At 71.4% G+C, this 11,492-nt stretch carries 13 protein-coding genes and 1 pseudogene; 6 read left to right on the forward strand and 8 right to left on the reverse strand.

Going from position 1 to position 11,492, the window contains the following annotated elements:
* The 3 genes and pseudogenes from C5B96_RS15290 to C5B96_RS15300 all read right to left on the reverse strand — a co-directional run.
* Positions 1–365 (reverse strand): annotated as a pseudogene (locus C5B96_RS15290) (hypothetical protein); the annotation flags it as partial.
* 63 nt (positions 366–428) lie between these two features.
* Positions 429–716 (reverse strand): hexulose-6-phosphate synthase, encoded by a 288-nt coding sequence (locus C5B96_RS15295; RefSeq protein WP_146078214.1) that lies wholly within the window; start codon positions 714–716, stop codon positions 429–431.
* A complete protein-coding gene (locus C5B96_RS15300) occupies positions 713–1,927 on the reverse strand; it encodes an MFS transporter (protein ID WP_233189239.1) in 1,215 nt (404 codons plus the stop codon). The genes C5B96_RS15295 and C5B96_RS15300 overlap by 4 nt, the downstream gene beginning before the upstream one ends.
* Positions 1,928–2,089: 162 nt before the next feature.
* Here C5B96_RS15300 and C5B96_RS15305 point away from each other — a divergent pair, with 162 nt between their 5' ends.
* On the forward strand, positions 2,090–3,133 hold the full coding sequence (locus C5B96_RS15305) for a GlxA family transcriptional regulator (RefSeq protein ID WP_233189240.1): 1,044 nt from the start codon (positions 2,090–2,092) through the stop codon (positions 3,131–3,133).
* A 109-nt stretch (positions 3,134–3,242) separates the two neighbouring features.
* Complete coding sequence (locus C5B96_RS15310) at positions 3,243–4,064, forward strand: helix-turn-helix domain-containing protein (protein ID WP_104246225.1); 822 nt, start codon at positions 3,243–3,245, stop codon at positions 4,062–4,064.
* A 62-nt stretch (positions 4,065–4,126) separates the two neighbouring features.
* On the opposite strand, the gene C5B96_RS15315 is transcribed toward C5B96_RS15310, so the two are convergent.
* Positions 4,127–4,729: a TetR/AcrR family transcriptional regulator gene (locus C5B96_RS15315; RefSeq protein WP_104246226.1), complete on the reverse strand. Its 603-nt coding sequence runs from the start codon at positions 4,727–4,729 to the stop codon at positions 4,127–4,129.
* Positions 4,704–5,555 (reverse strand): helix-turn-helix transcriptional regulator, encoded by an 852-nt coding sequence (locus C5B96_RS15320; protein WP_104246227.1) that lies wholly within the window; start codon positions 5,553–5,555, stop codon positions 4,704–4,706. The genes C5B96_RS15315 and C5B96_RS15320 overlap by 26 nt, the downstream gene beginning before the upstream one ends.
* A gap of 80 nt (positions 5,556–5,635) precedes the next feature.
* On the opposite strand from C5B96_RS15320, the gene C5B96_RS15325 reads away from it, so the two are divergent.
* Positions 5,636–6,178, forward strand: a complete 543-nt coding sequence (locus tag C5B96_RS15325; protein ID WP_104246228.1) for a hypothetical protein — start codon at positions 5,636–5,638, stop codon at positions 6,176–6,178.
* Here C5B96_RS15325 and C5B96_RS15330 read toward each other — a convergent pair.
* Entirely contained in the window at positions 6,139–7,005 is an 867-nt protein-coding gene (locus tag C5B96_RS15330; protein ID WP_158507203.1) for a helix-turn-helix domain-containing protein, read from the reverse strand. The genes C5B96_RS15325 and C5B96_RS15330 overlap by 40 nt on opposite strands.
* Before the next feature lie 277 nt (positions 7,006–7,282).
* Between C5B96_RS15330 and C5B96_RS15335 the strand changes: the two genes are divergently transcribed.
* Positions 7,283–8,119, forward strand: a complete 837-nt coding sequence (locus C5B96_RS15335; protein ID WP_104246230.1) for an alpha/beta fold hydrolase — start codon at positions 7,283–7,285, stop codon at positions 8,117–8,119.
* 3 nt (positions 8,120–8,122) lie between these two features.
* Here the strand turns inward: C5B96_RS15335 and C5B96_RS15340 are convergent, their stop codons facing one another.
* Positions 8,123–9,139 carry an alpha/beta hydrolase gene (locus C5B96_RS15340; RefSeq protein ID WP_233189241.1) on the reverse strand — a complete coding sequence of 339 codons (1,017 nt, stop codon included), beginning with the start codon at positions 9,137–9,139 and terminating at the stop codon, positions 8,123–8,125.
* Positions 9,140–9,265: 126 nt separating this feature from the next.
* Between C5B96_RS15340 and C5B96_RS17215 the strand changes: the two genes are divergently transcribed.
* Entirely contained in the window at positions 9,266–10,126 is an 861-nt protein-coding gene (locus C5B96_RS17215; RefSeq protein WP_146078215.1) for a DNA adenine methylase, read from the forward strand.
* 113 nt (positions 10,127–10,239) lie between these two features.
* Here the strand turns inward: C5B96_RS17215 and C5B96_RS15350 are convergent, their stop codons facing one another.
* Positions 10,240–10,893, reverse strand: a complete 654-nt coding sequence (locus tag C5B96_RS15350; protein ID WP_146078216.1) for a hypothetical protein — start codon at positions 10,891–10,893, stop codon at positions 10,240–10,242.
* A gap of 55 nt (positions 10,894–10,948) precedes the next feature.
* Here C5B96_RS15350 and C5B96_RS15355 point away from each other — a divergent pair, with 55 nt between their 5' ends.
* Positions 10,949–11,392: a hypothetical protein gene (locus C5B96_RS15355; RefSeq protein ID WP_104246233.1), complete on the forward strand. Its 444-nt coding sequence runs from the start codon at positions 10,949–10,951 to the stop codon at positions 11,390–11,392.
* Positions 11,393–11,492 lie beyond the last annotated feature (100 nt).

An 11,492-nucleotide genomic window follows, 5' to 3' on the forward strand; every position in this document is an offset into this window, starting at 1 on the left:
GGGGTGGGCGCAGCCGTCGGTGTCGGGGTGGCGGTTCCGGTCGGGCCGGGAACCGAGCTCGGTGGTGGCGTGGGCGCCCCCACCGGGCACGACGCGGCCGCGGAGGCCGACGACGGCGAGACCCCGCCCGACACGACGAGGGCGAGCAGCAGCAGCGGTATCGCCGCGTACAGCGCACGACCGGGGCCACGCCGGCTGCCACGCCGGCCGCCACGCTGGCCGGGGCGCCCGCCGGGATGCTGCTCGCCGCCCCGGCCGCAGCGGAGCAGCAGAGTGGCAGCGCCGAGTCCAGTCGCGACGAACGCCAGCGCGACCAGCACCGGCCAGGAGTCGAAGCCGGTGGCGGCAAGGTCGCAGCTCTGCATGGTTCCCCCGTCTCAGAACGTGGGATCACCCTACCGCCCGGGTGTTTCGGCGGAGTTACCGATTCAGTCGGTTCGGCCGTAGCCGGCCGCGTGCAGCATGCGCCGCAGGTCGACGATCTGCTGGGTGTCGAGGTCTTTGCGGCCGAAGTCCTCGAAGACCTCCGTCTCTCCGCCGAGGGTGACCACCATCTTGCCGTCGTGGCGCACGGTCACCTCTCCGGCGGCCTCCAGCAGCTTGCGAGCACTGCTCCACTCGACGTTGTGGCTGACCGGGTGCGACAGGATCTTCTCGAGCGTGTCACGGTGGTGGGGGCTGAGGTGAGTGTCTGCGTTCTCGTCTGACATGGTCATGCCTTCCTTGTTGGGGTGTTCGAGCGCCGGGGGGTGCCCCTGCGCATGAGGGTACCGGCGGTGAGGGTCGCCGCCAGAACGACGACGACGAAGACCAGCAGAACCTCGGTGGCCGGTTCGAAACCGAGCGCGCCGCCCACGGCGAGGGCCGGAACGGCGAGCCCGGCGTAGGCGATGAGGAACATCAGCGCGAGCGTCTCACCGCGGCGGGCGGGGTCGGCGATGCGCACGGCCGTCGCGATCGCCGCGCGGAATAGCAGCCCCACCCCGAGGCCCGAGATCACTCCACCGAGGATGAAGACGCCGAGAAGCGGCAGCACCGCACCGAGGGCGACGAGCACCAGGCCGACCGCGCAGCAGGCCAGCGCGAGGGTGAGCTGTCGCCGGGGCGAGACGCGGGCGAAGACGATCTGGCCGGTGGCCGCGGCGGCGAAGACCGAGAACGATATCGCACCCGCCAGCAGGTGGTCGTGCTGCTCGAAGGTCACGACCAGGAACGTCGGGGCCAGCGAGGTGAAGAGGCCGAACACAGCGAAGCCGGAGAACGCACCGAACGCCGCGATGGCGAAGGCCCTGCGACCGTCGCGCGGAACGGAGAGCCGCTGCGGCCGCCAGCGCGGCGGGTCGGCCGGAATGTCGACCGTCTCGGGAACGAGCAGCAGAACCATGGCGCCGACCAGCAGCACCACGAGGAAGACGATGTGCGGCAGAACGAGCGGGTCGGGCAGGAACTCGGCGAACAGCCCACCGATCAGCGGGCCGAGGGCGAGCCCGCCGAGGTTCGCCCCGCCCGAGACGGATGCCGCGATGATCGTGTTCTCGTCGGGCCGGGCCTCGGCCCGCAGCTCCGTGAGGTGGGCCGTCGCGGTTGCCGTGAGGATGCCGATGCTCGCACCGTTCACGACGCGCGCGACGATGAGCCCCGGAACGTCGGGCCAGGCGAGGAACAGCACCGCCGAGAGTGCGGAGACCAGCACGGCCACCACGAGCACCCTCCGCCGACCGAGCCAGTCGCTCACGTGCCCCGCGAGGTACAGGCTGACGATCACGCCGACGGCGTAGGCGGCGAAGATGACGGTGACGACCGGGGTGGGGAAGTCGTCGCGCTGCTGGTAGAGGGGATAGAGCGGCGTCGGAACGGTCGAGTAGGCCATCACCAGCAGGAAGGTGACGGCGACGATCCAGAAGCCGGCTGCGTGGCGCACTCTCATGCTGCCGACGATAGTCGGGCATCCAGAACCCGCGCCTGACCCTCTGACTACCATGCAGCGCGCTACCATGCAGCGCGCGCCGAGGCGTCGATTCTGCTCTAATGGAGTCACCATTCCAGAATTGCCGCCGGGTGCGCAGCAGTGCCGCCCAGAGTGCGGTCGATGCCGTCAGACTGGGGGACGGAGTGGTGGAGGGAGCTCGGCATGACGGGGTCGCCCGCGAGCGCCGGTGGCGCGAAACGGCGAAGGCGCATCGGGGTGCTGCTCTTCGACCACGTGAAGATGCTCGACTTCGTCGGCCCGGCCGAAGTGTTTCTCGAAGCCAACCAGCTGGTCGACGGGTACGAGCTGGTCTTTCTCTCGCTCGACGGCCGGGCGGTCACGAGCTCGATGGGCGTGCAGGTCTCCGTGCAGGCCGGAACGAGCGCCCCGGGAGACTTCGACACGCTCATCGTGCCGGGCAGCGAGAGTGCGCCCGGGGTCTTCGACGACCCTGCGCTGCTGTCGGCTGTCACCGATCTCGCCCAGCGGTCCCGCCGCGTCACCTCGATCTGCAGCGGGGCGTTCGCCCTGGCGGCGGTGGGCCTGCTCGACGGGCGGGAGGCGACCACCCACTGGAAGTTCGCGGCCCGGCTTGCCGCTTCGTACCCGAATGTCGTGGTGCGCCCCGACTCGATCTTCGTGCGCGACGGCGACATCGCGACCTCGGCCGGGGTCGCGGCGGGCATCGACCTCGCCCTGGCCCTCGTCGAAGAGGATCACGGCGCGGCCGTCGCCCGCAGCATCGCGCAGTTGCTGCTCGTCTACATGCAGCGCCCGGGCGGCCAGTCGCAGTTCTCGGCGTCGCTGCGGGCCACCCCGCCCCGCACCTCTGTCGCCCGCGCCGTCGCCGACTACGTCAGTGCCGACCCGAGCCGGCCGAGCACCCTCAGCGACCTCGCGGCGCACGCCAACGTGAGCACCCGGCATCTGACCCGGGTGGTGCGGGACGAACTCGGCATGTCGCCGCTCGAGTACGTCACCTCGATGCGCCTCGAGGTCGCCACGGGCTGGCTCGAACAGGGGCACACGGTCGCCGGGGCCGGTCGCCTCGCCGGGTTCAGTACGGCCGTCGCCTTCCGGCGGGCGTTCGTGGCGCGCCGGGGCGTCACGCCCTCGGCGTACCAGCGGAGCTTCCAGACCACGGGCGGCACGGCGCCCGCCTGAGCAGCCCGGGTGGGTGGCCACGCGAGGGCCACGCCCCCGGGCGCTGCTGTTTGTACGGTGAAGGTGCCGCAGACGCGGTGCACTCGACGGTCGATCGGAGAGACACGAAATGACGCTGCAGGATCTGGTGGCACATGACCTGCTGTCGACGGATGCCGCGGGCGAACCGTCATCGGGCCGCGAGCTCACTCTCGCCCGTCTGCTCCACCGCGACCGTGCTGTGCGGCGCGCGGCGTACTCCGAGGCGCTCGCGCGGCGGTGGATCGACACGACGGGGCGCACCGTCGTGCGCGCGCTGCTGGTCGCCCCGCAGGTCGGCGCCGAGCGCCGGCTCGTGGCCGGCCGCCGGCTGGCGGCGGCAGCGCCCTCGCACACCACCTTCATCGGCGACCTCGACGGCGCGATCTACCTGGCGACCCGCGACTCGTTCGACGAGAAGGTGCTCGACGAGTGGATGCGCGCAGAGTCGCTCCGCCTCGGGGTGCCGCTGCGGGCACTCGGCTCCGCAGAGCACCGCGGGGCATCCGGGGACCTGCTCGAGTCGGCCGAGCAGGCGCGGGTGGCGGCCGACCTCACGGCTGCCCTACCGGAGCTGCAGCCCGCCCAGAACATCGACGCCCTCGGCGGCTGGGTGCTGCTGCACGCGGTGGCGGCGGATGCTCCGCGCCTGGCCGACATCTCGCCGGCGGCCGAGGCCCTCGCGAGGTCGGGCGACGCCGTGCAGCGGGAGACCATCGAGACCTACCTCGACGCGGGCGGCCGCACGAGCGTGGCCTGCGCCCGGCTGCACATCCACCGCACCACGCTCTACTACCGGCTCGACAACATGCCGGCCCTGGTGCGGGAGGCGCTGGCCGACGGGCTGAAGCGCAGCACGCTGCACCTCAGCCTGAAGCTGATGCGCCTGCGGGAGGCCACCGGCGCGGTGTGATCCCTGCGGCGGGGTCTCCGGCGGCCGTCTGCGCGCGCGCCGCAGCGCAGCGCCGCCGCGGTTCAGGCCGCGCGCATCGCCGACAGGCGGCTCGACGTCGCCGCGATCGCCCGCAGCCGCGCGGCGGGCACGCCCAGCCTGCTCAACGAGATGAGGCCCTGCGAGACCAGCACGATGTGTGCTCCGAGCGCCTCGGTCTCGTCGTCTGAGGTGAGGGTCACCTCGCCCGTCGCGACACCGTCTGCGACCCGGTCGCTCAGGATGCGCTCCATCTCGCCGATGGTGCGACTGCCGACAGCGACCACCTCGGGGAAGCGCGAGCCGAGTTCGGCCAGGCTGTTGAGCATCAGGCAGCCGCGGAGGTCGGCGCGTGACGTGCAGTCGGCCACGATCTCGTCGAGGTAGTGGGCGACGGCCTGCTCGAAAGTGCCGGTGTGCGAGCCGACGACAGACTCGACCAGTTCGACCCGGCCGGCGCAGTAGCGCGTGAAGGTGGCGAGGAAGAGGCCGAGCTTGCTGGTGTAGGCGGCATAGATGCTGCCGTTGCCGACACCCGAGCAGGCCGAGATCTCTTCGATGGATGCCCGGTCGTAGCCCTTCGCCCAGAACACCTCCTGGGCGCAGTCGAGCAGTGCGGTCTCATCGAAGCTGCGCGTGCGGGCCATGGCTCAAAACTATCTCACCCTGTGCGGCGAGATAGGCGAGCGCGGCCGAGGCCTGCGTGCCCGGTTCGTCGAAGAACGCGGTGAGGGTGTGCCCGTCGTGCCCGGGCACGGCGAAGTTCTGGAATCGCAGGTCGACGGGGCCGACCCCGTCGACGAACGTCCGCGTGCTTCCGGTCACGTAGGGGCGGGCGTCGTGCCGGGCCCAGAGCCGACGGAAGTCGGCGTCGTTCGCCTCGAGGGTGCCGACGATCTGCCGCAGTCGCGGGTCGTCGGGGTCGCTGTGGTAGCGCAGGGCGGCCAGGCTGTCCCGGGCGGCGCTCTCCCAGTCGGCGCTGGTCTGCCGCATCGGCTCGGAGAACATCGCCAGCACGAGGTTCGAGCCGACCTCGGTGTAGCCGGCGCCGAGGGCGCGCGCCAGGGTGTTCGCCAGAACGATCGTCTGGGTGCTGTCGAGAATGAAGGCGGGCGTGCTCGGCCACTGCGCCAGCAGCCCGACGAGGTTCGGGTCGTCGGCGGCGCTCGCGGCACCGGTGTGGCGGCGGCCGGCGCGGGGGCGGGCGATGCGGAAGAGGTGGGTCACGGCATCTTGATCCAGTGCCAGCGCACGCCCGAGAGACACCAGCACCTGGTCGGACGGCTGGTGGGTTCGGCCCTGCTCGAGCCGCAGGTAGTAGTCGGGGCTGATGGCGGCGAGGGCGGCCACCTCCTCGCGGCGGAGCCCGGCCACCCGCCGGGAGGGATCGCGCGCCAGGCCCACGTCTTCGGGCTGCACCAGACCGCGCCGTGCCCGCAGGTACGCGCCGAGGTGGGAGCGCGGGGGCGTCACCGCCGTACTCCTGCGATGGGACGGATGGCTGGCCCTCGGAGGGACAGTTCGCTCTGCGGCCCGCCGATTATCGTGAAGCCATGCAGGAGAACACCGGGCGTGCGGCGCGGCGGGCCGCCATCCGCCAACTGATCGACTCCTGGCAGGTGGTGCCGGCCTTCCTGAGCGACCGGCACCTCACGGTCGTCGCGTCGAACGACGCCGCCCGCGCGGTGTCGCCCAGTTTCGTCGAGGGCGTGAACCTGGTGCGGTTCACCTTTCTCGAGCCGCAGGTGCGACACGGCGACCCGGAGTGGGCCCCCGTCGCCGACCAGGTCACGGCGATGCTGCGGGACTCGCTCGACCAGCATGAAGAAGACGCCTCGTTCCGCGACATCGTGGGCGAGCTCTCGGCGCGCAGCCGGGAGTTCGCCGAGGCGTGGGCCGACGAGACCCGGCCGGAGGCCAGCGCCCGGGTGCGGTTCACCGGCACGGTCGTCGGGTCGTTCGACCTCACCTACCAACGGCTCCGGGTGCCCGACGAGTACGACGACGTGCTCTTCGTCTTTCGTGCCAGTGATCCTGCCTCCCACCTCGCGCTCGCTCAGCTGATCGAGATCGCGTCGGGCCCGACAGAGGCCTGATTCTGGATGCTCCGCACGGCGAGGTAGGCGCTCGCAGCAGCGGCCGGTGAGCCCGGGGCGCCGAAGAAGGTCGTGACGAACTGTCCGCACGAGCCCGGCACTTCGAGCGTCTGCCAGTGGAAGCTGATCCAGCCCAGCTCGTCGATGTGCGCGAGGGTCGTGCCCGACACCTGGGGGCGCGCCTCGTGCCTCGCCCACATCCGCCGGAACTCGCGGTGGCGAACCGACAGAGCACCGACGAGCTGGTGCAGTCGTTCGTCGCGCGGGTCGGAGTGGAAGCGCAGCGACGCCACCAGCGACGACGCCGTGGCCTGCCAGTCGTCGGGGGAGTGCGCTCGAACAGCCGGGTCGAAGACGGCGGCGAGAAGGTTGTTGCCGGGAACGAGGTATCCCGGCGCGAGCAGGGCGCCCGGGCCGGTCACCGCCAGGATGTCGTGGTTGCGATCGGAGACGTAGGCGGGCAGGCGCGACCATTCGGCGAGCAGCGCCTGTACCCCGGGTGACACCCGTCTCCCCGCCGGCGCCGCCGGTGGGGCATCCGGAGCCGGGGCAGGCCGGGCGAGCCGGAACAGGTAGGTGCGGCCGGCCGTGTCGAGCAGCAGCGCCCCGGCCAGCGCCTCGAGCACCTGCTCGGAGGGCTGGTGGTCGCGGCCCTGCTCCAGGCGCAGGTAGTACTCGGGGCTGATGCCGGCGAGGTGAGCGACCTCCTCCCGGCGGAGCCCGCGAACGCGGCGGTGGTCGTCGCGGTTCAGGCCCACCTCTTCGGGCTGCAGCAGTTCGCGCCGTGCGCGCAGATAGTCGGCGAGCGTGTTGCGGTCAGGTGTCACGGCATCCTCACAACCCGAAGAACGGGAACGGTCGATCGATCCTCTTTCCTATAGTGCCGTAGATTCCGGATGCCCGTGAGAGCGTTTGCAGACATCACTGCTCCTCATCGGGACATTGTCAACCCCCCGGCCCTCGCCAAACGCTCGCGGTCGACCGCGCCGAAACTCAAGGTACGAGCGTGCGGGCCCTGCGCCGGCGCCGACTCACGAGAACACCGCACGAGAACGACACACGAGAACGACACATGAGAACCCCACACGAGAACGAGGAGAGACGATGACGGAGATCACCGCACACCACGGACTGTTCAAGAACACCGACCTGCATGTCGACGACACGGGCGGATCGGGCCGACCGGTCGTTCTGATCCACGGCTGGCCGCTGTCGGGTGAGTCGTGGTCGGAGCAGGTTCCGGCGTTCGAAGCCGCCGGGTACCGGGTCATCACGTACGACCGCCGTGGATTCGGCCGGAGCGACAAGCCGCGCACCGGATACACCTACGACACGCTGACCGAAGACCTGCACACGCTGCTGACCGAGCTCGACCTGAACGATGTAACCCTCGTGGGGTTCTCGATGGGTGGGGGTGAGGTCGCGCGCTACTTCACGAAATACGGCGCCGAGCGCCTGCACAGCGTGGTCTTCTCTTCAGCGGTTCCGCCGTTCCTCCTGAAGGGGCCGACCAACCCCGACGGCCCCCTCGACGCTGCGCAGGCGGCGAAGATGACGGCCGGTCTGACCGCCGACGAGAACGCGTTCTACGACGACTTCACCACGCAGTTCTTCTCGGTCGACGGCGTTCTGAAGGTCACAGAGGAGCAGCGCCAGCAGGCCATCGCCCTCGCCCTGCAGTCGAGCAAGGTCGCCGCCCTCGCCTGCATGGCCGCGTTCGCCGGCACCGACTTCCGCGACGATCTGACTAAGGTGAGTGTGCCGGCGCTGGTGATCCACGGCGACGGCGATGGCACGGTTCCGTTCGAGGGATCCGGTGCCCGCACCCATGAAGCGATCCCGGGCAGTGAGCTCGTGGTCATCCACGACGCACCGCACGGTGTGACGGTGAGCCACCCCGAGGAGTGGAACGCGGCGGTGCTCGACTTCCTCGCGAAGTAGCGTTCAGTCGGTGGTGACGGCGCTCTGAACGGGCGCCGTCACCCGGTTGACGAAGGCGGTCACCCGCGCCCAGACCGTCTGCGACTCGGGAAACCGGTAGTTCTGCTGCCAGGTGTGCAGGGTGTTGCGGTTCGCGCCGCCGTAGACGATCGTCTCGACGGGCACGAGGGCCGCACGCAAGCGTTCGATGAAGCGCAGGTTCGATTCGTAGAAGTAGTCGCGGGCGCTCGTCGTCACGAAGACAGCAGGATGCCCGGGGCCGATCCATTCGATCGGTGAGAGGTAGGCGGCAGCCGCCTTCAGTGCCTTCCGGGCACCACCGGAGCGCGGGCTCAACAGGCGCACGAAGCTCCGGCTGAGAATCGGGGCGCGGCCGAAGAACATCGAGAAGTCGACCGCGCTGCAGTGCAGAACGAGGCCCTGCACCGCGGGCGTGCGGCGCTCGGGGGACATGCCGAAGTGCTCACGCAGCTCGGGGCTCGCCGCCGCTGCGGTGTGGAGGGCTGCGATGTGGCCGCCGGCGGAATCGCCGCCGAGCACGATGCGGCCCGGGTCGCCGCCGAAGTCGCCGATGTGCTCGTGCACCCAGGCGACCGCACGGTCGGCGTCGTCGATCAGGTGGTCCATCTGAAAGCGGCCGGCCGGCCGGTAGTTGACGTTCACCACGACCATTCCGCTGGCTGCCTGGTGCGCACAGTATTTCGTGACCGTCGACTTGTCACCCGAGGTCCAGCCGCCGCCGTGCAGGTAGATGTACACCGGCAGCAGGGTGCCCGCGGCATCCGTCGGCACGATCACATCGAGTCGCTGGGCGGGATGCCCGGAGCCGGCGTAGTCGATGTCGTCGGTGTGCGCGACGCCGCCGACCGGGTCGACGTTCATGCGCCGGGTCTCCCCGCGCTGGATGAGGAACATGCCCGCGCGGAAGGCCCAGACCGGTGTGCCGCGGAACAGGGCGCGTGCGGCCAGGTGCAGGCGGGGCGGGGTCGCGGCGGGTTCGTGTTCTTCGGGCTCGGGCATCGCCCCCACGATATTCGGCCGGGGTGCGCTGCCGCTGTGGGTGGGCCGCGTGGGTGCTGGGAATCGCGCCTTCGCGTTGGCAGGGTCGGGGCGCCGCCCAGAACCGCCGCGCTGTCAGAATGGAGTGTGCCCGACCGCCCGAAGCCGCTCTCGCCGCTCTTCCTGCAGCCGGCCCGAACCCGCCGGCACGCAGACTTCGTGCTCGCGCAGGCTCCAAGCGTCTTCGGGAGCTACGTCGAACCGTTCCTCGAATCGGGAGCCGTTGCGCTCGCCTTCATGGAGCGGTTCGCCGAGTCGACCTTCCGGTTGAGCAGCGACGACCCCGAGGTGGTGAACGCCTGGCAGGTGTTGCAGGCGGATGCCGACCGGCTGGTCGCGTGCACCCTCGCCCTCCGCGACCGGCACGACCGGGCGAAGCGGGCCGCCCTCGCCGGTCTGCGGGGCGACGAGCTGGTCGGAATGGAGCCGGTCGACCGCGCCGCGCGGTTGCTGTACCTGCGCGGCAGCGCGGGGCGCGACCCTGCCGCCGTCGCGTTCGACGAGACGAACGTTCGGCGGGTGTCCGCTCTGCTCGCCGAACGGGACGTGCGGTTCGACACCCGCGCGTTCTACGCGATCGTCGCGGAGGTCGCCGAAGAAGACCTGGTCTTTCTCGACCCGCCGTTCGGGCCCGGGGCGCCGGCCTCCCTCGAGCGCGAGGTGCGGAGCCTCGTCGGCACCGTGACCGCGCGCGGCGCCTATCTGCTGGCGCCCTCGGCTGTGCCTGCGGCTGCGGCTGCGACTCCGACTCCGGCTGCGGCTGCGGCTGCGGGTGCGTCGGTTTCGCGGTCGGCGCCCGGACTCGCCCGCACCGCCGCTCGCGCCCCCGCGGCCGCTCCGCTGCCCGCAGTGTACGCCGCGTGGAACACGATGAGCCTGGCGGCCGACCGAGGCGACGGCGACGAAGTGTGGGCGAACCGCACCCTCGAGCGCGCCCGCCGCCGCTGACCGCCCGCCGCATCGCGTGACCGCGCCGCGCCCCGCCCCATCGCGTGACCGCGCCGGGGCCGGGCGCGGGGCTACCGCTACTGCTACCGCTACTGCTACTGCTAGCGCTACCGCTACCGCGCGATCGGAGCGCCGTAGCGCAGCACGTAGTCGACCGCCGCGCCGCTCGCGCGGAGGCGGAACTCCGTGCCACCCTCCTCGGCCGTGAAGTCTCCACCGAGGATCTGCCCCGAGCAGCTCCCCGCCAGCAGCGGGGACTCCGTTCCGAGGTCTCCCGAACCGTCGCCCACGGCGGCACCGGTGGCGACGCCGAGCGTCACCTCGCCCCCTCCGCGGCAGGCGAAGGCGTACGAGTAGTCGCCGGCGGGCAGGCTGAGAAAGCGTTCGACCCTGTTCTGCGAGGTGGCGTCGTCGAGGTGGCCGGCCGAGCCCTCCAGAGCGCCCGGCTCCCGGCTGCCCAGCATCTGCCGGGCGATGTCCGTCGTCCACGCGGCGGCCTCGTCGGGGTCGAAGGGAGCGCCCGGCTGGGCGGCCGACTGCGCGCCCGACGTCGGTGCTGCCGACCCCGCCGACCCGGGCTCCGTCGGCACGGCAGACGCCGACGCAGAGGGGGGTGCCGCAGACGCAGACGCCGTGCCCGCACCCGTCTCCGCCCCCGCGTCGGAGCCCCGATCATCCATTCCCGTACACGCCGTGAGCATCCCGGCGACGAGCGTTACAGAAGCGATTCCGACAATCTGTCTGAGGTCTCTCTGTGTCTTCTCCATAGCTCCAGTCAAACGACGAACGAGCGATCTGTCGAATGCCGTAGCGTTCTCTGACATGGATGCGTGCGCCGAACTCTCCGCCCTCGCAGGCCGTATCGGGGCCGACGGGCCGACGGGTCGCGAGTTCCTGGTGCGGCTCGGAACCGAGGGTGCCGGCATCCGCCGAGGCCCGCTCTGGATGCTCGATGCCGCCGTCGCGGGCCGCAACCGCCTGCCGGGCCGGGGTTTCGCCGCCGCGTTCGACGACGGAACCTCGGGGCAGGCCAGGCACTTCGCCGGAACCGCAGCGGCCGCAGCGCGCCTCGGGGCATCCCTCACCCGCTTCGTGTCTGTGCACCTGCGTCGCGACCCGCACGACTCGCCAGACGGTCGCCTCGGCGAGCAGGCGATCGCGTTCGCCGCCCTGGTGCTCTCGGGCGACCTGCCCGTCGCCGACACCCCCGCGTGGATCACCGCGACCCTCTGCGCGCCGCCGCCGTCACCCTCCCACGGCCGGTGAGACCCGTGCGGGCAGCTGAGGCGCGTACGCGGAGCGGGCGGCGGCGCGCAGAGGGTCGCGGTGATCCACGCGGGGGTGTCGGCGACGGGCAGGTCGCCCG

Origin of the sequence: Subtercola sp. Z020, from assembly GCF_002931235.1 — a bacterium.
Classification (GTDB): Bacteria; Actinomycetota; Actinomycetes; order Actinomycetales; family Microbacteriaceae; genus Subtercola.

Coding starts and splice junctions, on each gene's coding strand:
- C5B96_RS15350 (WP_146078216.1), bottom strand. CDS start 10,893: ATGGAGAAGACACAGAGAGACCTCAGACAGATTGTCGGAATCGCTTCT.
- C5B96_RS15300 (WP_233189239.1), bottom strand. CDS start 1,927: ATGAGAGTGCGCCACGCAGCCGGCTTCTGGATCGTCGCCGTCACCTTC.
- C5B96_RS15355 (WP_104246233.1), top strand. CDS start 10,949: ATGGATGCGTGCGCCGAACTCTCCGCCCTCGCAGGCCGTATCGGGGCC.
- C5B96_RS15315 (WP_104246226.1), bottom strand. CDS start 4,729: ATGGCCCGCACGCGCAGCTTCGATGAGACCGCACTGCTCGACTGCGCC.
- C5B96_RS15305 (WP_233189240.1), top strand. CDS start 2,090: ATGCCGTCAGACTGGGGGACGGAGTGGTGGAGGGAGCTCGGCATGACG.
- C5B96_RS15325 (WP_104246228.1), top strand. CDS start 5,636: ATGCAGGAGAACACCGGGCGTGCGGCGCGGCGGGCCGCCATCCGCCAA.
- C5B96_RS15335 (WP_104246230.1), top strand. CDS start 7,283: ATGACGGAGATCACCGCACACCACGGACTGTTCAAGAACACCGACCTG.
- C5B96_RS15310 (WP_104246225.1), top strand. CDS start 3,243: ATGACGCTGCAGGATCTGGTGGCACATGACCTGCTGTCGACGGATGCC.
- C5B96_RS15340 (WP_233189241.1), bottom strand. CDS start 9,139: ATGCCCGAGCCCGAAGAACACGAACCCGCCGCGACCCCGCCCCGCCTG.
- C5B96_RS15295 (WP_146078214.1), bottom strand. CDS start 716: ATGACCATGTCAGACGAGAACGCAGACACTCACCTCAGCCCCCACCAC.